The sequence below is a fragment of the Amycolatopsis acidicola genome (assembly GCF_007713735.2).
In the GTDB taxonomy this organism is placed as follows: domain Bacteria; phylum Actinomycetota; class Actinomycetes; order Mycobacteriales; family Pseudonocardiaceae; genus Amycolatopsis_E; species Amycolatopsis_E acidicola.
Window position 1 is genome coordinate 1 of the sequence record NZ_VMNW02000124.1, and the last position, 19,634, is coordinate 19,634.

The 19,634-nt window shown below is 70.5% G+C and carries 16 protein-coding genes; 7 read left to right on the plus strand and 9 right to left on the minus strand.

All coding sequences use genetic code 11. The annotated features are described in order from the left end of the window. Positions 1-53: 53 nt before the first annotated feature. From FPZ12_RS41805 to FPZ12_RS41815, 3 genes are read right to left on the minus strand one after another with little or no spacing between them, the layout of a single operon-like run. On the minus strand, positions 54-692 hold the full coding sequence (locus FPZ12_RS41805; protein ID WP_144761469.1) for a response regulator: 639 nt from the start codon (positions 690-692) through the stop codon (positions 54-56). Then, entirely contained in the window at positions 689-2,233 is a 1,545-nt protein-coding gene (locus tag FPZ12_RS41810; RefSeq protein WP_243770301.1) for a GAF domain-containing sensor histidine kinase, read from the minus strand. The genes FPZ12_RS41805 and FPZ12_RS41810 overlap by 4 nt, the downstream gene beginning before the upstream one ends. A 30-nt stretch (positions 2,234-2,263) precedes the next feature. Next, a complete protein-coding gene (locus FPZ12_RS41815) occupies positions 2,264-2,662 on the minus strand; it encodes a pyridoxamine 5'-phosphate oxidase family protein (RefSeq protein WP_144761471.1) in 399 nt (132 codons plus the stop codon). Between the two features lie 201 nt (positions 2,663-2,863). Here FPZ12_RS41815 and FPZ12_RS41820 point away from each other — a divergent pair, with 201 nt between their 5' ends. The 4 genes from FPZ12_RS41820 to FPZ12_RS41835 all read left to right on the plus strand — a co-directional run bounded on the left by FPZ12_RS41820 (position 2,864) and on the right by FPZ12_RS41835 (position 6,559). Next, positions 2,864-3,535, plus strand: coding sequence for a hypothetical protein (locus tag FPZ12_RS41820; RefSeq protein ID WP_144761474.1), 672 nt, complete (start codon positions 2,864-2,866; stop codon positions 3,533-3,535). Between the two features lie 80 nt (positions 3,536-3,615). Further along, a complete protein-coding gene (locus tag FPZ12_RS41825) occupies positions 3,616-4,230 on the plus strand; it encodes a DUF47 domain-containing protein (protein ID WP_144761477.1) in 615 nt (204 codons plus the stop codon). Continuing rightward, positions 4,230-5,228 (plus strand): inorganic phosphate transporter, encoded by a 999-nt coding sequence (locus tag FPZ12_RS41830; RefSeq protein WP_144761480.1) that lies wholly within the window; start codon positions 4,230-4,232, stop codon positions 5,226-5,228. The genes FPZ12_RS41825 and FPZ12_RS41830 overlap by 1 nt, the downstream gene beginning before the upstream one ends. Positions 5,229-5,245: 17 nt before the next feature. After that, positions 5,246-6,559, plus strand: coding sequence for a M20/M25/M40 family metallo-hydrolase (locus FPZ12_RS41835; protein WP_144761484.1), 1,314 nt, complete (start codon positions 5,246-5,248; stop codon positions 6,557-6,559). A gap of 325 nt (positions 6,560-6,884) precedes the next feature. Here the strand turns inward: FPZ12_RS41835 and FPZ12_RS41840 are convergent, their stop codons facing one another. From FPZ12_RS41840 to FPZ12_RS41850, 3 genes are all read right to left on the minus strand, one after another. Continuing rightward, on the minus strand, positions 6,885-7,103 hold the full coding sequence (locus FPZ12_RS41840) for a DUF5703 family protein (RefSeq protein ID WP_144761487.1): 219 nt from the start codon (positions 7,101-7,103) through the stop codon (positions 6,885-6,887). After that, entirely contained in the window at positions 7,100-8,110 is a 1,011-nt protein-coding gene (locus tag FPZ12_RS41845) for a YncE family protein (protein WP_144761490.1), read from the minus strand. Before FPZ12_RS41845 ends, FPZ12_RS41840 begins: the two co-directional genes overlap by 4 nt. Before the next feature lie 78 nt (positions 8,111-8,188). Beyond that, positions 8,189-9,157 (minus strand): aldo/keto reductase, encoded by a 969-nt coding sequence (locus FPZ12_RS41850; RefSeq protein ID WP_166463086.1) that lies wholly within the window; start codon positions 9,155-9,157, stop codon positions 8,189-8,191. A gap of 124 nt (positions 9,158-9,281) precedes the next feature. On the opposite strand from FPZ12_RS41850, the gene FPZ12_RS41855 reads away from it, so the two are divergent. From FPZ12_RS41855 to FPZ12_RS41865, 3 genes are read left to right on the plus strand one after another with little or no spacing between them, the layout of a single operon-like run. Further along, complete coding sequence (locus FPZ12_RS41855; RefSeq protein WP_144761051.1) at positions 9,282-10,121, plus strand: undecaprenyl-diphosphate phosphatase; 840 nt, start codon at positions 9,282-9,284, stop codon at positions 10,119-10,121. 22 nt (positions 10,122-10,143) lie between these two features. Beyond that, positions 10,144-10,854 (plus strand): histidine phosphatase family protein, encoded by a 711-nt coding sequence (locus FPZ12_RS41860; protein WP_144761054.1) that lies wholly within the window; start codon positions 10,144-10,146, stop codon positions 10,852-10,854. Next, positions 10,851-12,911 (plus strand): M3 family metallopeptidase, encoded by a 2,061-nt coding sequence (locus FPZ12_RS41865; RefSeq protein ID WP_243770302.1) that lies wholly within the window; start codon positions 10,851-10,853, stop codon positions 12,909-12,911. The genes FPZ12_RS41860 and FPZ12_RS41865 overlap by 4 nt, the downstream gene beginning before the upstream one ends. Before the next feature lie 413 nt (positions 12,912-13,324). Here FPZ12_RS41865 and FPZ12_RS41870 read toward each other — a convergent pair whose 3' ends face one another. The 3 genes from FPZ12_RS41870 to FPZ12_RS41880 are packed head-to-tail and all read right to left on the minus strand — an operon-like array spanning position 13,325 to position 19,436. Further along, positions 13,325-14,314 carry a malate dehydrogenase gene (locus FPZ12_RS41870; protein WP_144761057.1) on the minus strand — a complete coding sequence of 330 codons (990 nt, stop codon included), beginning with the start codon at positions 14,312-14,314 and terminating at the stop codon, positions 13,325-13,327. Further along, complete coding sequence (locus tag FPZ12_RS41875; RefSeq protein ID WP_243770303.1) at positions 14,311-16,470, minus strand: FUSC family protein; 2,160 nt, start codon at positions 16,468-16,470, stop codon at positions 14,311-14,313. The genes FPZ12_RS41870 and FPZ12_RS41875 overlap by 4 nt, the downstream gene beginning before the upstream one ends. Further along, positions 16,470-19,436, minus strand: coding sequence for a GH92 family glycosyl hydrolase (locus tag FPZ12_RS41880; protein WP_424923700.1), 2,967 nt, complete (start codon positions 19,434-19,436; stop codon positions 16,470-16,472). The genes FPZ12_RS41875 and FPZ12_RS41880 overlap by 1 nt, the downstream gene beginning before the upstream one ends. Positions 19,437-19,634 lie beyond the last annotated feature (198 nt).

Consider the following 19,634-nt stretch of genomic DNA (forward strand, 5'->3'; position numbering starts at 1 on the left):
CTCGATCCCCAGCGCCACCCCGACTCCCCACCACGCAGCCACCGCGGCCCAACTCAACCCCGGCGCCGCCGGTTGGCCAGGTACACGGCCGCCTCGGTGCGGCGCTCGAAGCCCAGCTTGTGCAGCAGCGAGGACACGTAGTTCTTGATCGTCTTCTCCGCCAGGTACAGCCGCTGCGCGATCTGCCTGTTGGTCAGCCCCGCGGCGATCAGCTCCAGCACCCGCCGCTCCTGCGGGCTCAGCTGGTCGTACCGCGGATCGGGCTCGTCGCCGCGCATTCGCGTTCGCACGGCGGCGGCCAGGCCCGGGTCCAGCAATGAGCCACCGGCGGCGATCGTGCGGACCGCGTCCACCAGGTTCGACCCCGAAACCTGCTTGAGCAGATACCCCGCCGCGCCGGCCAGCACCGCGCCGAACAACGCCTCGTCATCCGAGTAGGACGTCAGCATCAGGCAGCCCGGCGGCGGATCGAGCAGGTCGCGGATCTCGCGGCACACCGTCACGCCGTCCCCGTCGGGCAGCCGGTTGTCCAGGATCGCGACGTCCGGCCGCACGGCCGGGATCCGCGCCATCGCCTCCGCCGCGGTGGCCGCCTCGCCCGCGACGCGCAGGTCGTTTTCGGCCTCCAGCAACGTTTTCAGCCCGGCGCGCACGACTTCGTGGTCGTCGAGCAGGAACACCGAGATCGTCATCGCGCACCCTCCGCCCGCGGCAGTTCGGCCGTCCACGCCAGCACCGTGCCGCCGTGCTCACCCGCGTTCACCGTCAACGTCCCATTCCACCGGTCCGCGCGCCTGCGCAGGCTCGTCAGCCCGCCGTCCGGCCCCGCGCCGGGACCGCTCCCGTCATCGGTGACGCGCACCGTCAGCCGCCGGCCCGCCGAGTCCACCGCCACGTCCACCGACACCGCCTTCGCCTCCGCGTGCCGGGCGACGTTCGACAGCGCTTCGCGGACGGTGGCGAGCAGATCCGTCCGCACGGGCCCGGTGACCGCGGCGTCGAGCGGCCCGTCGAAGCTGATGCGCGGCTCGAAACCGAGCATCCCGGAGCTGTCCTGCGCCATCCGCAGCAGATCCGAGCGCACCCCGGCGTGCGCCTCCGCGGGCTCCTGCAAGGAAAAGATGCTGTTGCGCACGTCGCGGATCGTGCGGTCGAGCTCGCGCACGAACCCCGCCACGCGCTCCGCGATCTGCTCGTCCGGGGTCACCTTGCGCAGGCTTTCCAGCCCCAGCCCGACCGCGAACAGCCGCTGGATCACCAGGTCGTGCAGGTCGCGCGCGATCCGGTCCCGGTCCTCGAACACCGCCAGCCGCCGCCGGTCGCCCTCGGCCCTGGCGAACTCCACGGCCAGCGCCGCGTGCCCGGCGAAGTCCTGGATCAGGTCCACCTCCGCGTCGGTGAACGGCGCGGTGTCGCGGAACTTGGTGACCAGCAGGACGCCGAGCGTGTCCGCGCCGACGATCATCGGCACCACCACCGCCGAGTCCAGCGAGCTCACGTTCACCGGCATCGCCGGGATCGCCTCCGCCTGCTGCCGCACCACGTACCCGCCGTACTCGCGCACCACCACGGGCTGGCCGGAGGAGAACGCGACCCCGCTGGCCGTGCCTTCGAGCGGAACCGTGGCGCCCACGAGTTTCTGGTGCCCCGGCTCGGGCGAGGCGACCACCTCGAACACCAGGGTCGACGGGTCCTGCGCGTTCGGCATGGCGATCGCGGCGCCGGAGGCGTTGGCGACCTGGCGGGCCCGCTCGGCGATGGTGTGCAACGTCTTCCCGCTGTCCTCGCCGGTCAGCAGCGCGGCCGTCAGCTGCTGGGACGCCGCGCGCCAGCGCTCACGCCGCAACGCCTCTTCGTACAGCGTCGCGTTGTCGATCGCGACCCCGGCCGCCGCGGCGAGCGCGGCCACCTGGTCGTGGTCCTGAGCCGTGAAGCCGTCGTCCTTGCCGGTGAGGCACAGCCTGCCGTAGACCTTGTCGCGGACCTGCACCGCTACGGCGAGCGCCTCGGGCCCGTCCGGGAGATCGGCGGCGGTGGCGTACTCGGCGTGGCCGCCGGACTGCACGACCTCGGCGAACCGTTCCTGCTCACCCAGCACCGCGAGCACGCCGTGGCCGGCGCCGGTGAGCGCGCGCGCCGACTCGACGACGCGGCGCAGCACGGCGGGCAGGTCCAGGTCCGCCGCGATCCCCGCCACGGCGTCCAGCAGCGCGCGGGTGCTGGTTTCGATCACTGGAACTCCCCTGGCCGGAGCGCCCTGCGCTCAGCGCGCCACCTTGCGCCCGGACACGACCTCGACCGGGATCCGGACACACCGCACATCCGCGGGCAATGGCAGCTGCCAGGATAACCCGGGCAGCCGCCGCGGCAGGTCACGGCCGGGCACCGCGGCGGCCCTGCCCAGCACGGTCACCCACCAGCCGGTCCGCAGCCCGGCGTCGAAATGGTCGATCTCGAAGGCCACCACACCGTCCTGGGCGGCGCCGAACAGGTCACTGTCCGCGCGCGCCAGGAACCACACGGCCTCCTCCCACAGCGCGTACCGCACCGGCTGCACGGCGGGCAACCCGCGGATCGTGAACACCACCCGCCCCACGTCCACCTGGGCCAGCAGGCGGAAGCACTCCTCCGGGTCCACGTTCTCGAGGCCGGACAGATCCATCGTGTCTCCTCGCACGCGGAAACCCCAGCCGCCACGATGACCTGGGCGTCCGGTACCCGGTAGGGCCGTTCGGCCCGGTGCTTTCGCACCGGATGTCCGCCCCGCGCCCGGTACGCGATGATCGTTTTCCCTTGCGGCGCACGGGAATCTCAGCCGGGCGGGCGCATGATGGAGGGTGCCGGCCGTGTGTGAGGAGGCGCCATGTCGCCGTTTCAGGATCTCGGGCCACTGCTGTGGCCGGTCATCGTGCTGATGTGGGTGATCGTGTCGATGCGCTCGCGCGCGGCGATGTACCGGCGCTGGCGGATGCACCCGCAGCCCGGGCAGCGCCGTCCGGGCGTGCCCGGCCCGGTCGCGCCCGGGGCTTCCCTGCGCACGCGCTGGTCGGCCGCCAAGGAGCGCTACGCCAAGGTGGCGGGGGAGTACGGCGCCTACGAGTCGGATCCGCTCCAGGTGCTCCGGCTGCCCGCGCTCGCCGATCCGGCGGTGCCGTCCACGGGCCGGTTCATCGACACCTTCCACGAGGCGATGGCCCTGCACACCGACGAGTTCCCGCCCGAGCAGATGGCGCGCCAGTTCGTTCAGGCGGCGGGCAACGCCGTGCAGGCGTGGGAGGCGGCCAAGGAAGCCGCCGAGAAGCTGCGGGCCTCCCGGTTCACCGCGGAGGAACGGGCGTTGATCGCCCAGGGCATCAAACTGCTCGAACTCGCCGAGGGCGGGTCGACCCCGGCCGAACAGGAAGCCGCGTTCGCCGCCGCGCGCGGGGTACTGGCCAAGCTGGAGCGCAGCGCGGGCGCGCGGCTGGACTGGCGCGTGCCGCGTGTTGCGCGGCAACGGATCGAGCGCTCCGGCAAGCCGCGCCTGGAGCCCTGAACGACACTCGCCGGGTAAGTTCCCGAGTGGACGGGAGTGGGCGTTAGGGTGCACGGAAGGTTAACGACGAAGGGACCTCCGTGCGTTTGACGCCCCGGGACAACCGGTTCTTCGAACTGCTCACCCAGGCCGCTACGAACCTCGTGACGGGCGCCAAGCTGCTCAGCGAACTCGTCGCCGCGCCGCCGGGGGAGCGCGGGCCGATCGCGGCCCGGATGCACGAGATCGAGAACGCCGGCGACGACGTCACGCACGAGATCATGCTGACCCTCAACACTTCCTTCATCACCCCGTTCGACCGGCAGGACATCGGCATCCTCGCCGCGCGCCTCGACGACGTGCTCGACGAGATGGACGAGGCCGCCGACCTTGCGGTGCTGTACCAGATCGGGGACTTCCCGCCCGGGGTGGAAAAGCTCGTCGAACTGCTGTGCCGCGCCGCGGACCTGACCGCCGGGGCGATGCCGGGGCTGCGCAAGGTCACCGAGCTCGCGCCGTTCTGGCGGGAGGCGAACTCGATCGAGGACGAGGCCGACGGCGTCTACCGGCGGCTGCTCGCGTACCTGTTCAACAACGGCGCGGACCCGCTGACCGTGCTCAAGACCAAGGAGGTGATCGACCGGCTGGAGTCGGCGGCGGACTCCTTCGAGCACGTCGCGGATGTGGTCCAGACCATCGCGGTCAAGGAATCCTGATGACCGGCACGGCCGCGCTCGTCGTCGTCATCCTGCTCACGGTCTTTTTCGATTACACCAACGGTTTCCACGACGCGTCCAACGCGATCGCCAGCGCGGTGTCCACCCGGGCGCTCTCGTTGCGCGCGGCGCTGATCCTCGCCGGGGTGATGAACCTCATCGGCGCGCTGCTGAGCACCGGCGTCGCCGTCACCGTCGCCAAAGGACTGATCGACCCGCCCTCGGGCCCGGCCGCGTTGAGCGTGGTGTTCGCGGCGCTGATCGGTGCCGTGGCGTGGAACCTGATCACCTGGTACTTCGGGCTGCCCTCGTCCTCTTCGCACGCGCTGGTGGGCGGGCTCGTCGGGGCCGCGCTGGCCGCCGCGGGCACGGTGCACTGGGGCGGGGTGCTGGAGAAGGTGATCATCCCGATGGTGCTTTCGCCCGTGGTCGGCCTGGTGTTCGGCTACCTCGCGATGGTCGCGGTGCTGTGGCTGTTCCGGAACCGCAACCAGCACCGCGTCGGGCACGCGTTCCGCCGCGCGCAGATCGTCTCGGCGGCCAGCCTCGCGCTCGGGCACGGGCTGCAGGACGCGCAGAAGGGCATGGGGATCATCGTGCTCGCGCTGGTGGCCGCGGGGGAGCAGCAGGAGTTCACGGTGCCGCTGTGGGTCACCCTGCTCTGCGCGGTTTCGCTCAGCCTCGGCACCTATTCCGGCGGGCTGCGGATCATGCGCACCCTGGGGCGCCGGGTGTTCCCGCTCGACCCACCGCACGGGTTCGTCGCGGAAGCGGTCGGTTCCTCGGTGCTGTACCTCACCGCGTTCGCCTTCAAGGCGCCGGTTTCCACGACGCACGTGATCACGTCGGCCGTGATGGGCGTCGGCGCGACGCGGCGGCTGTCCGCGGTCCGCTGGGGCGTGGCGCGGGACATCGTGCTGGGCTGGCTGCTGACGTTCCCGGCCGCCGCGGCGGTGGCCGCGCTCGCCTATGGGATCACGCGGCTGCTCGGGGGCTGAGGTGATAGGAATGCGGGGTGAGCACGATCGACACCGCGGCTGCCGAGGCCGTCACCCTGACCAGCGAGCTGCTGCGCATCGACACCACGAACACCGGCGATCCCGAGACGCTGGTGGGCGAGCGGGCCGCGGCGGAGTACGTCGCGGAGAAGCTCACCGAAGTCGGCTACGAGATCGAGTACGTCGAGTCCGGCGGTAAGAACCGGCACAACGTGATCACCCGCCTGGCGGGCGCCGACCCTTCGCGGGGCGCGCTGCTCGTGCACGGGCATCTCGACGTGGTGCCCGCGGATCCCGCGGAATGGTCGGTGCACCCGTTCTCCGGCGCGATCCAGGACGGGTACGTGTGGGGCCGCGGCGCCGTCGACATGAAGGACATGGTCGGCATGACGCTCGCGCTGGCCCGCCACTACAAGCTCGCGGGCGTGGTTCCGCCGCGCGACATCATCTTCGCCTTCCTCGCCGACGAGGAGGCCGGCGGGAAGTTCGGCGCGCAATGGCTGGTGGACCACCGGCCCGACCTGTTCGAAGGCGCCACCGAGGCGATCAGCGAGGTCGGCGGTTTCTCGGTGACGTTCAAGGACGGCGTGCGCACGTACCTCATCGAGACGGCGGAGAAGGGCATCCGCTGGATGAAGCTGCGCGTGCGCGGCACCGCCGGGCACGGCTCGATGATCCACCGCGACAACGCGGTCACGAAACTGTCCGAGGCGGTGGCGAAACTGGGCAACCACCGCTTTCCGCTCGTGCTGACCGATTCCGTGCGCGAGTTCCTCGCCGGGGTCACCGAGATCACCGGCTGGGACTTCCCGGAGGACGACCTCGACGGCGCGGTCGCCAAGCTGGGCAACATCTCCCGCATGATCGGCGCGACGCTGCGCGACACCGCGAACCCGACGATGCTGACGGCCGGCTACAAGTCGAACGTGATCCCGTCCTTCGCCGAAGCGGCCGTCGACTGCCGCATCCTTCCGGGCAGGCTGGAGGCGTTCGACCGCGAGCTGGAGGAGTTGCTCGGGCCGGACATCGAGAAGGAGTGGATGGAGCTCCCGCCGGTCGAGACCACCTTCGACGGCGCGATCGTCGACGCGATGACCGCCGCGGTGCTGGCGGAGGACCCGGGCGCGAAAACGCTGCCGTACATGCTTTCCGGTGGGACCGACGCGAAATCGTTCCAGTCGCTGGGCATCCGGAACTTCGGCTTCGCGCCGCTGAAGCTCCCGGCGGACCTGGACTTCTCGGCCCTGTTCCACGGCGTGGACGAGCGGGTCCCGGTGGAAGCCCTCGAGTTCGGCACGCGCGTGCTGGACCGCTTCTTCCGCGCCAGCTAAGCATTCCGCGCCGCCCCGGCCCGCGCCGCCCGCGCCACGCCACGCCCCGCGCGCCCGCGGCAGCCGCCACGCATGTTGGCCGCCCGCGTGCGTGTGTTGGCGGGTGGTGGGGATGTGTTGGCCGCCGGGGTTCGTGTGTTGGCCAGTGGTGGGGATGCGCTCGCCGGACCGGCGGCCGAGTTCGCCGGTCCGCAGGGGCTCGCGGGCCAACTCGCAGGCGCGGGCGGCCAACACGCCCGCGGGAGCAGCCAACATGCCGACGCGGGCGGCCAATTCGCCCGCGGGGGCGGCAAACACGCCCGCCCAAATCGGCGCGGCGCCGGGCTTACGACGCCAGGTACCCGACTTCGGCGGGCCGCCGCTTGCGGCGTAGCCAGACGCGGCGTGAGCCGTCGGAGTACAGGCGTACCGTCGACAGTTCCCAGCCCGCGAACTCGGCGTGGATGGACAGCTGGGTCGCGGCCGCACGCCGGGACACGCCCGGCGGGAGCTGCAGCCGGCGGTACTCCCAGTCTTCGTCGACCACCGCCTCCTGCTGAATCATGGCTGGATCACCTGGATCCCTTCTCCCGTTGCCGAACCGACGACGACCCGGGAGGTCTTCTCGTCGACGGTGACCGAATCCGGCTGGCGCACGGTGGCGAAGCGGTACTTCTCGACCGGCTCGCCGCCCTTCACGTCGAAGCCCACCACCTCGTTGCGTCCGGTCAGCGTGACCCACGCGAGGTTCCGCCCGCTGTCGTAGGCGATCGCGTACGCGCCGCCCGGCACCGGGTACATCTGCCGCAGCAGCAACGGGTCCGTGGAGAACGCGAGCAGTGCGCCCGCCCGTGTGTCGGTGACCAGCACGCGGCCGAACGAGTCCGCGACCGCGTTCGTCGCGCCGTCGCCCGCACGCAGCCCTTCACCGACCGAACCGCCCGCGACGTCGACCGAGAACACCGCCGTGCGGAGCCTGTCCAGCACCACGGTGTGCCCGTTGTTCGCCTGCAGCACCTCGTCCGCGCTGTACAACCCGCCTTCGATCGTCTTGACGGGTTTGCCGCCCTCGTCGAAGACCTCGACGGCCTTGCGGTCCCGCACCGCGACGAGCGTCTGCCCGCCCTCGGCCACCGCGTCCGCCGGCTGCCCGGCCACCGTGAGATCGCTGGTCTGCCCGGACGGCAGCGCGATGCGCGTGACCTTGCCCTGCGACGGGATGGTGGCCAGCGCCTGCCCGCCGGACGCGCTCAGCTGCTCGACGGCCCCGCTCACCGGAACCCGCGCCGGCGCGGCCGAAAGATCGTCCAGCCGGTACAGCAGCACCGCGCCGTCCACGGCGACGACCAGCGTGCCGCTGCTCGCGTCGGTGGCCATCGCCTTGACGCCGGAGGAACCCAGCACCGTTCCGGCCGGGGGAACGGTGGGCTGGGGCGACGCCGGGGCCGTGGCGGCCACCGGATTCGCCACGATCTGGAGGTCGTCATCGCCGCCACCGGACTTGCCGGAGCAGCCCGAGGCGAGCAGCGCACACGTCAGCGGCAGCGCAACCACCACGGCGGACCTCCGCACGCGACCTCCGGACCTCACGGCATTCGACCTCAGCATCCTCCACAATGCCCGCCACGTCACGTCTGTGTCACCTGCTTGTCACTTGGGCCACCGCTCCGGGTAACCGAACTGGATGGCGCTCACGTCGTCGAGCGCGGCCTTGATGGCTCGCGGCAGGGAGATCTCCTCCGCCGCGAGAGAACCTGTGAGCTGGCCGGTGTCGCGGGCGCCGACCACGGGCGCCACCACGCCCGGCCGGTCCCGCACCCAGGCGAGCGCCACCACGAGGGGTGACGTGCCGAGCCCGTCGGCCGCCGTGGACACCGCCTCGACGATCCGGGCGGCGCGATCCGTGCGGTGCTGCTCCACGTACCCGGCATACGTCGCGGACGCGCCACGCGAGTCGGCCGGGGTGCCGGTGCGGTACTTGCCGGTCAGCACGCCCCGGCCCAGCGGCGCCCACGGCAGCAGCCCGATCCCGTGGTGCAGCGCGGCCGGCACGACTTCGCGCTCGACGCCGCGTTCGACGAGCGAGTACTCGGCCTGCGCGGACACCAGCGAGGACACGAACGCCGAACCGGCCGCGGCGGTGGCCAGCTGCCAGCCCGCGTAGTTCGAGACGCCCACGTAGCGCACTTTGCCGGACGTGACCGCGTATTCGAGCGCGGACAGCGTCTCCGCGATGGGCACGGTCTCGTCCCAGGCGTGCAGCTGCCACAGGTCGATGTGGTCGACGCCCAGGCGGCGCAACGACCCGTCCAGCGCGCTCAGCAGCGCGCCGCGGGAGGCGCCGCCGCCGAACGGCCCGTCCGTGCGCCGCGCGACGGCCTTCGTGGCCAGCACGATGTCGTCCCTCGGCACGAGGTCCCCCAGCAGCGACCCCAGGATCCGCTCGCCCTCCCCGTCGGCGTAGATGTCCGCGGTGTCGACCAGGGTGCCCCCGGCGTCGACGAAGGCGACGAGCTGGCTCGCCGCCTCCTCCGCGTCGGTCTCGCCGCCCCAGCTCATGGTGCCGAGCGCCATCCTGGAGACGCGGAGTCCCGAACGGCCGAGCTGTCGCTTCTCCATGAATCAGCAGACTAACGTTCGGTGATCGAGAGTTTGACCAAGGCGGGCGGTCGGCGCGGCGCAACCGGCCGATACCCTCACCCACCGTGCAAATCAGACTTAATCCGACGAAGGCTCGGTGAGCATGGGCTGGTTCGAAGCCATCATCCTCGGCCTGGTGCAGGGCCTGACCGAGTTCCTGCCGATCTCCTCCAGCGCGCACCTGCGCATCACCGCCGCGCTGGCGGGCTGGGACGACCCCGGCGCGGCGTTCACCGCCGTGACCCAGATCGGCACCGAGCTCGCGGTGATCCTCTACTTCGCGCCGAAGATCGGGCGGATCCTCGTCGCCTGGTTCTTCTCGCTGTACAAAAGGGACTGGCGCGGGCACCCGGACGCCAGGCTGGGCTGGCTGATCATCGTCGGCTCGATCCCGATCATCGTGCTCGGCCTGTTCTTCCAGGACGCCATCGACCACGCCTTCCGCGATCTCCGGGTCACCGCGACCATGCTGATCGTGTTCGGCATGATCCTGCTCGTCGCCGACCGGATCGGGAAGCAGTACCGCGATCTCGATCACCTCACGGTGCCGCACGGGCTCGCCTACGGGTTCGCGCAGGCGCTGGCGATCGTGCCCGGGGTGTCGCGCTCCGGCGGCACGGTCAGCGCCGGGCTGCTGCTGGGCTACACGCGGTCCGACGCCACCGAGTACGCGTTCCTGCTGGCCGTGCCCGCGGTCTTCGGTTCGGGGCTGTACAAGCTGACCGACATCGGCAGCGGTGGCGAGAGCCCGCAGTGGGGGCCGACGATCCTGGCCACCCTGGTCGCGTTCGGCGTCGGCTACCTGGTGATCGCGTGGCTGATGAAGTTCATCAAGACCAAGAGCTACGTGCCGTTCGTGATCTACCGGGTGGCGCTGGGCATCGCGCTGTTCGTGCTCATCTACACCGGCGTGCTCGACCCGAACGCCGGTCCCGCCCTGTGAGCGGGCACGTAGAGTGGCGCCCGTGGCTACCGTCATCCTGCTCAGACACGGCCGGTCCTCGGCCAACGGTTCCGGCGTGCTGGCCGGCCGCACCCCCAAGGTGGGGCTCGACGAAACCGGCCGCGCGCAGGCGAAAGCGCTGATCGACCGGCTGGCCGGGGTGCCGCTGGCCGAGGCGGTCGTGTCACCGCTGCTGCGCTGCAAGCAGACCGTGGCGCCGTTGCTGGCCGAGCGCGGGCTCGGGCGCACGGTCGAGCCGCGGGTGTCCGAAGTGGACTATGGCGAGTGGACGGGGCGGGAGCTGAAGACGCTGGTGAAGGAACCGCTGTGGCGGGTGGTGCAGGCGCACCCGTCCGCGGCGGTCTTCCCTGGCGGCGAAGGGCTCGCGGCGATGCAGGCGAGGGCCGTGACGGCGGTCCGCGAGCACGACGCGCGGATCACCGCCGAGCACGGGGACCACGCGGTGTGGTTGCTGTGCAGCCACGGTGACGTGCTGAAATCGATCATCGCCGACGCGCTCGGGCAGCACCTGGATTCCTTCCAGCGCATCGTGGTGGACCCGGCGGCGGTGTCGGTGGTCCGCTACACCGAGACCCGGCCGTTCGTGCTGCGCGTCAATGATCACAGTTCGGATTTCGGCGGGGTGGTGCCGCCGAAGCCCCAGCGCGGTAGGAAGAAGGCATCCTCCGACGCGGAAGTCGGGGGATCCACGGGACGAAAGGGCAACCAGTGAGCGAATCGCTGACTTCGGAGAACCCGTTCGCGCTGGCGAGCGACCTGCCCCACGGACTGCCGCCGTTCGACCGCATCGCCGACGCGGACTTCGGCCCCGCCTTCGAAGCGGGGCTCGCCGGGCACCGCGCTGAACTCGAGAAGATCGCGACCGACCCCGAGCCGCCGACGGTGGAGAACACGCTCGTCGCGCTGGAACGCGCCGGCAGGTTGCTGAACCGGGTTTCGGCGGTGTTCTTCAACCTCACCTCCTCCGACACCAACCCCGCGCGGCAGGGGCTGCAGGCCGAGATCGCCCCGAAGCTCGCCGCGCACCACGACGCCATCCACCTCGACCCGCGGCTCTACGCGCGGATCCGCGCGCTGTACGAACAGCGGGATTCCCTTGGCCTGGAGCCGGATTCGGCGTGGCTGCTGGAGCGCAGGCACACGGATTTCCAGCGGGCCGGCGCCGGGCTGCCGCCGGGGGACCAGCAGCGGTTGCGTGAGCTCAACGAGGAACTGTCGAAGCTGAGCACCACGTTCCAGGAGAACCTGCTGCGCGACACCAACGAGCTCGCCGTCGTGGTCGACGACGAAGCCGAGCTCGCTGGGCTCGCCCCGGAGACCATCGCGGCCGCACGGGAAGCGGCGATTTCGCGGGCCGTCGACGGCCGGTACCTGCTCAGCCTGAATCTGCCCACTTCCCAGCCGCTGCTGGGTTCCCTGGAGAACCGCGCGCTGCGCGAACGGCTGTTCCGCGCGTCGATCTCGCGGGGCAACCGCGACAACGCCAACGACAACAAGGGCGTGCTGACGAGGATCGCTAGCCTGCGGGCCGAACGCGCCCGGCTGCTGGGCTACCCGCACCATGCCGGGTACGTGATCTCCGATCAGACGGCGCACACCGCGGACACCGCGATCGGCCTGCTGGAGCGGCTCGCCCCGGCCGCGGTGGCCAACGCGAAGCGGGATGCCGAAGAGCTGCAACGGTTTCTGGAGCAGGACCTGCCGGGCGCGAAGCTCGAGCCGTGGGACTGGGCGTTCTATGGCGAACGCGTGCGCAAGGCCCGTTACGACATCGACGAAGCCACCCTGCGCCCGTACTTCGAGCTGGACCGTGTGCTGCGGGACGGGGTCTTCTTCGCCGCGAACAAGTTGTACGGCCTGAACTTCACCGAGCGGCACGATCTGCCGGTCTACCACCCCGAAGTGCGGGTGTTCGAGGTGACCGACGCCGACGGCACCCCGCGCGGGCTGTTCCTCGGCGACTACTACACGCGTGACTCCAAGCGCGGTGGCGCGTGGATGAACACCTTCGTCGACCAGTCGCGCCTGCTGGGCGAGCGGACCGTGGTGGTGAACAACCTCAACATCTCGCGCCCGCCCGATGGTGAGCCGACCCTGCTCACTTTCGACGAGGTGGTCACCGCGTTCCACGAGTTCGGGCACGCGTTGCATGCTCTGCTCTCGGACGTGCGGTACCCGTACTTCTCGGGCACCAGCGTGCCGCGGGACTTCGTCGAGTATCCCTCGCAGGTCAACGAGATGTGGATGCTGTGGCCGGAGGTGCTGGCCAACTACGCCAAGCACTACCGCACCGGTGAGCCGCTGCCGCAGCGGCTGGTGGAGAAACTGCGGGAGTCGGCGCAGTACGGCCAGGGCCACGACACCACGGAGTACCTCGCCGCGTCCCTGCTCGATCAGGCGTGGCACACGATCAGCCCGGACGACGACCTTTCGGATGCCGTGGCCTTCGAGTCGGCCGCGCTGGAAAAGGCGGGCGTGGCGCTGGCAGTCATACCGCCGCGCTACCGCAGCACGTATTTCGCGCACATTTTCAGCGGCGGTTATTCGGCCGGGTATTACTCGTATATCTGGAGCGAAGTGCTCGACGCCGACACCGTGGAATGGTTCAAGGAGAACGGCGGCCTGACCCGCGCCAACGGCGACCACTTCCGCAAGACGCTCCTCAGCCGCGGCGGAAGCATCGACTCGATGCAAGCCTTCCGCGACTTCCGGGGCAGGGACCCGGAAATCGCACCGCTGCTGGAACGACGGGGCCTGACAGGGGCCTAAGACACCAGCCGGACGAGCATCGAACGGGGGTGGACCGCGCCAGCGGTCCACCCAACTCCACTTCCCAACCACGCTCGGAGCTGAACCCGAGCTACGGACCCCCTTCATCCTGGAGCCTGCCTCCCGGCGAGGGGTCTTTTTCTTTCGGTTTTTCGGTTTTCTTCGCGCTGCTCGGTGCGGGTTGAGGCAGCAAGGGACGCGCGCAGGGCGCGCTGGGTGCACCCCACCACCGCCCCGATCCGTGAGTGTTCCCAAGGGACGGTTGGGGATCGGGGCGATGGTGGGGTGTGGTCGGTGGGGTGGCTCGCTTCGCGTTGCCGGGTGTCAGTTTGTTGTCATAAAACAAAAACCCCCAAAAAAGAAAGCCCGGTCCCCCCACCAGGGACCGGGCTTCCTGTGACTTCCGGCGGAACTCAGACCAGGCCGAGCTTGCGGACGGCGTCGCGCTCCTCGACCAGTTCCTGGACCGAGGCGTCGATCTTGCCGCGGGAGAACTCGTCGATCTCCAGGCCCTGCACGATCTCGTACTTGCCGTTCGCGGTGGTGACCGGGAAGGAGGAGATGATGCCCTCCGGCACGCCGTAGGAACCGTCGGACGGGACGGCCATCGAGGTCCAGTTGCCGGCCTCGGTGCCGTTGACCCAGGTGTACACGTGGTCGATTGCGGCGGACGCGGCCGACGCGGCCGAGGACGCGCCCCTGGCCTCGATGATCGCGGCGCCCCGCTTGGCGACGGTCGGGATGAACTCGTCCTCCAGCCACTTCTGGTCGTTCACGGCCTCGGCGGCGTTCTTGCCCGCGACCTCGGCGTGGAACAGGTCCGGGTACTGGGTGGCGGAGTGGTTGCCCCAGATGGTCAGCTTCTTGATGTCACCGACCGAAACACCCAGCTTCTTCGCCAGCTGCGCGGCGGCGCGGTTGTGGTCGAGGCGCGTCATCGCGGTGAACCGCTCGGCGGGCACGTCGGGCGCGTTGGACTGGGCGATCAGCGCGTTGGTGTTGGCCGGGTTCCCGACCACGAGCACCTTGATGTCCTCGGCGGCACCGGCGTTGATGGCCTCGCCCTGCGGCTTGAAGATGCCGCCGTTGGCCTCTAGCAGGTCACCACGCTCCATGCCCTTCGTGCGCGGGCGGGCGCCGACCAGCAGCGCGACGTTGGCGCCGGAGAAGGCCTGCTTCGGATCGTCGAAGATGTCGGTGCCCGCCAGCAGCGGGAAAGCCCCGTCTTCGAGCTCCATCGCGGTGCCCTCGGCCGCCTTGACCGCCTGCGGGATCTCCAGCAACCGCAGCTTCACCGGGGTGTCCGGGCCGAGCAGCTGACCGGACGCGATGCGGAACAGCAGCGCGTAGCCGATCTGGCCGGCGGCGCCGGTGACGGTGACGTTGACGGGGGCTTGGGTCATTGCGTACTCCTGCGGACGGGTTCTTCGCTGATGCTCGTGACTCTATCGGCCACTGCCTGCGACGACTCGGTGCGTCGCCTCACGTTCGGCTGAACCGATTCGGTAGTGGGCACCTCGAACACCCTGCCCAGCGCGACAATCCCCTCGTCAAGGCGGCCGAGACTGGTCAGCACGGAGCGTTGCCGGGCATCGTCGGAATCGTGGGTGAGCGGGGTCTCAGTGTCGCGGTCCAGCTTCTGCTGCGTGCTGCCCTCACCGATCGCCTCGCGCAGCACTTCGACGTTGTGGATGATGCGGTCGGTGAGCGCTTCCAGCCGTTCCTGCCCGGCGAACATCCCGGGCTCGGCGCGGGCGGCGACGTGCCGGGCGCGGAACGAAATCCGGTCCAGGGCCGTGAGCACGTAGGAACCGTAGTCCCGCCGGCTGGACAGGCTCATCGGGTGCGTGAGCGGTTCGATGGTGGTGCGCGCCTTTTCCACGGAGCGGTCCAGCTCCCGCGAGAGTTCGATCACGTTCACGTTCTCCCGCCCCGACAGCAGCACCTCCACCTGCTCCACGAAAGCCGTCACGTCGTCGAGCACCGCGTCGAGGTCCGAGCGCAGCACGGTGCGGGTGCGCACCGGCAGCACGGCCATGGCGGCGAGGATGCCCGCGACCGCGCCGACGGCGGTTTCGGCCACGCGCAGCCAAAGCACCTCGAAGGTGAACGTGCCGAGGAGGCTGTAGAGCAGGCCGAGCATGCAGGTGATGAAGAACGACATCACCACCTGCGAAACCCGCGCGGTGTAGACGAGACAGAACACGCACACCAGCAGCAGCACGAGAGTCGCGGTGGTGTCGCCGGTGACGAGCAGGGCCAGCAGCATCCCGCCGAAGATCCCGACCATCGTGCCGGTGACCCGCCGGAACCCCTTCACGAACGTCGCGCCCGTGGTGTTGGTGTTGAGGAAGACCACGAACACCGTCAGCACCGCCCAGTACCACCGCGCGTGCGACACCAGCTCGCCGCCGAGCACGGCGAGCCCGCCCGCGATGGTGGCCTGGATGGCGCTGCGGGTGCGGTTGTCGTAGGCGAAGATCTTCTTCCGCTCCGGCTCCTCGTGCGCGGGCAGCTCGGCTTCGGCGGAGTAGTCGTTCTGCGCGATGCGCTGAGCGTTGACGTCGGCGAGGGCGAGTTCGGCGATGGCGCGGCGCAGATCGTCGCCGGGGGACTTCTTGTCGAGCCTGCTGCCCGCCACCAGGAGCTTGCTGAACTCCTCGGTATCGCTGATCACCGGCAGCGCGCGCGGATCGTTCTCGATGAGCGACTCGAAGCGCAGCAGGTTGCCGACGAGCTCGTCGCGCGTCTCGTCGGAGAGCTTCTCCATGTTGGTGCGGCGGGTGGTCAGCGACAGCCACTGCGCCGCCAGCTCGACCTCGATCGCCCGGCGCCGCAACAGTTCCGACGACGGCGGCTCCAGCACGTCCTCGATCGCGTCCTCGATCATCAGCACCGCTTCGTGTAGCCGCGAGTCCGCGCGCAGCAGCTGGGCGCGGCGCCGGTCCGAGCCGCCGCTCGCCAGGTACGCCGCCGCGCCGCGGGCGACCGCGGCGAGCCGCGCGCGGAACGCCCGGCGCACGCGCACCAGCTCGCGTTCGGGCCTGCGGCGCAGGATGACGAACCGCATCACCGCGTTCGCCGCCAGCCCGATCGCCAGCGATTCGAGGAACGTCGGCAGCTGCGCGGGCTTGAGTTGCAGGAACATCGCGAAGAAGAACATGAAGAACGCGAGCGCGCCCAGCGCGTTGCCCCGCGGCGCGAAGCGTTGCGCGTACACCGCGAAGAAGATCAGGACGACGAACAGGATGCTGTCCAGCGGCGGCGCGGTGGACCCGAACGCCGCCACCGTCATCGACAGCGCGCCCGAGCAGAAGGCCAGCACGAGGGTGACCGCCTGCTTGCCGGGGGTGCGGTCGTTGACGTTGAACGCCGCCTGCATGGCCGCGATCCCGGCCACCATGATCGTCGGGATCGGGCGGCCCAGACCCGCGATCACGAGGATGGAGATGCCGATGCCGCCCACCGCGAGCCCGGCCAGCCGCAGCCGGATCAGCCCGGGGTCGGCGGCGACGAGGCGGTCCCGCAAGCGGTCCCACATCCTGGCGAACCTGTCCATCACCGCTCCCGCGCCAGCAGTTCCCACTGCGCCAAGGAAAGTCTCCTTCCGTCCGTGCGCAGGACCCGCAGCCGCCAGTGCCGGCGCGCGGCCGGTTCGGCGAGCGCGAACGGGCGCGTCTGCCGGTGCCAGGTGAACGTCTCGCCGTCGCGCTCGTCCAGCACCTGCCAGGTCCTGCCGTCGTCAGAGCCTTCCAGCACCCACGCCGCCGGGGCACCCCGGGTCCCGCTGGTGATGGTGTAGATCTCCACCGGCAGCGCCGGACCGTCCACTGTGTACGGGATGGTGGCGGCCGGGCCGGTGTAGGTGACCTGGGTGCGGCTGCTGTCGTCGAAGAGCCTGCCGTGCCGGGGTTCGGTGATGTCGGTGAGCGGGCGGGGGAGCGTGTCGCCGGTTGTGAGCGACGGCGGAACTTCGCCCCAGCGCGCGGGTTCCCCGGCCAGCGTGAACTCCAGCCGCGCGCCCGCGGTGAGCACGTCGTGCGTGATCCACAGCCTCGTGCTGGGCTCGCCGTTCACCCGCAGCCCGGCGACGTACGGGCCGTGCCCCGAGGCGGTGATCTCCAGGGTTTTCCCGTTCTCCAGCGCGATTTTCGCGCGCGGGAACAGCGGGGCGCCGAGCAGGTACACCGGGCTGCCCACGGCCAGCGGGTACAGCCCGAGTGTGGCGAAGACGTACCACGCGGACATCTCGCCGTTGTCCTCGTCGCCGGGGTAACCCTGGCCGATGTCGCTGCCGGAGTAACAGCGTTCAAGCACCTCGCGCACCACCGCCTGTGCTTTCGCCGGGGCGCCCGCGTAGTGATAGAGGAACGGGATGTGGTGCGAGGGCTGGTTCGAATGCCCGTACTGGCCCAGCCGCAGGTCGGCCGCCTCGGTCATCTCGTGGATGATGCCGCCGTAGGACCCCGGCTCGCGCCCCGTTTCGGGCGTGGCGAAGAAAGTGTCCAGTTTGGACTCCAGCGCCGCGCGGCCGCCGAGCAGGTTCGCCAGCCCGGTGCCGTCGTGCGGCACGGTGAAGGCCATGTTCCAGCCGTCGGTCTCGGTGTAGTCGAAGCCCCAGACCGCCGGGTCGTACTCCTCGGGCGTCCAGCGCCGGCGGCCGTCGCGGTGGCGGCCCTGGAAGAACCCGGTGCGCTCGTCGAAGTGGTGCACGTAGTTCAAGGCGCGCTGCCGGAAGTAGCGGGCGTCGTCGGTCTTGCCCAGCGCCTCGGCGAGGTTGGCGAGGCCGAAGTCGTTGACGCAGCCTTCCAGCGCCCACGACATCCCTTCCGGCGTCGACAACGGGGTGAAGCCGAGGAAGATCGACGTGTCCAGTCCCTTGCGGCCCACGCCCTTGTGCCCGGGCGGGACGGTCGCGTTGCGCAGCGCCGCCTGGTATGCCGCCTCGACGTCGAAGTTTCGCACGCCCTTGAGGTATGCGTCGGCGAAGGCGACGTCGGAACTGGTGCCGGTCATGAGGTTCGCGTAGCCGGGGGAGGACCAGCGCGCGATCCAGCCGCCTTCACGGAACTGCTGCACGAAGCCCTCGATCAGCTCGCCGCAGCGCTTCGGCGAGAGCAGCGCGTACGCGGGCCAGCAGGTGCGGTAGGTGTCCCAGAAGCCGTTGTTCACCGACATCGGCCCGTCGACGACCTTCGCGCCGGTGCGGCGGCGGGTGCTCGGCCACCAGCGGCGGCGCACCGGGCTGGCGTGGCGGCGGCCCTTCGGCGTCTTCTCGTGCGCGGAGTTCGGGTACAGGAACAGGCGATACAACCCTGAGTAGAACGAGATGCGCTGATCCTCCGTCGCGCCCTCCAGTTCGACCCGGCCGAGCAGCTCCTGCCACGCGTCGCGCGCCTTGTCCCGGACCGTCTCGAACGACGTGCCTGCCGGGATCTCGTTCTCCAGGTTGCGCCGGGCCTGCGCGAGACTGATCAGCGAGGTGCCGAGGCGCAGCCGCACCGTGGGCGTGTCGAAGGTCAGCGTCCGGCCGTCGCGGCGGCCCTCCTGGTCGAACGTGCCGTAGACGAACATCCGCCGCGCGCCGGTGGAAAGGCGGCTGCGGACCCGGGTGTAGCCGGTGACCGTCCCTTTCGGACTGACGCGGACACTGCCCTTCGCGCAGTGAAAGCGAACCGTGGGCTCGGCGGCGAACGCGAAGTGGATCATCGCGGCGTGGTCGGCCGGGGCGAGGTTGACCGCGGTGCCGTTGTCGAAGACCACGCCGTACTGGTAGGGGTGATCGGCCTCGTTCTCGTGCCCGAACGCCAGCGGCCCGCCGGGGATGACGTGGAACGTGTGCCGGTCGCCCATCCACGGGCTGGGCTGGTGGCTGAGCGCGAACCCGGCCAGTACCGGGCGGTTGGCGGCGTTGTTGCGGCGGTGGTACTCGTACAGCCAGGTCGTGGAATGGCTGTCGGTGACCGGGGTCCAGAAGTTGAACCCGTGCGGGACGGCGGTGGCCGGGAAGGTGTTGCCCCGCGAGAACTCGTTGCTGGAGTGAGTGCCGCGGGTGGTGCGCACCCAGTCGACGGCATCGCCGCTCCGGGGCGTGCGGTTCGCGATGCGCACGTCGTCGATCCAGCCGCTGCCGTGCGCGGTGAGGGTGATGGCGCGGACCCGGCGGCCCGGCGGCAGCGGGCGCCGCACGAGGTTCCACTGGTCGGGATAGAGCGCTTTCGGGTCGAGGGCGGCGGTGAGCGTGCCGCCGTCGGCGAACTCGACGCCGAGGAAGGTCTTCGTGCTCGTGTACTCCGGGTCGCGGTCGGGGAAGACGACGTAGCTGAGTTCGTCGTGTTCCTCCGTTGCGAGGTCCACGTCGAAGAGCGTGCCGCCGTCGGCTCCGGTGAACCGCAGCGCCCGCAGGCCGGTGAACCCCGCGCCGGATTTCGCCGCCGGTGACCGTTCCGGCCCGCTCCCGGCCACCCCGGTGCGGGGAACCGGGTCCCCCTCTTCGAAGGACGAGAAGAACCGGTCGGTGATCACCTGCCCACCGTAACCGGACGCCCGGTTTTTCTCCTGTCCAGCGTGTGTGTGTTCGCCGCTCCCGTTGGTGTGTTCGCCTCCCGCGCTGGCGTGTTGGCCGTCCGCGCCGGTGTGTTGGCCTCCCGCGCCGGTGCGTCGGCCGTTCCCGGGCGTGCGCCGCCGAGTACGGGGAGCGCGGGGGTGGGCCGGTGCCGGGAG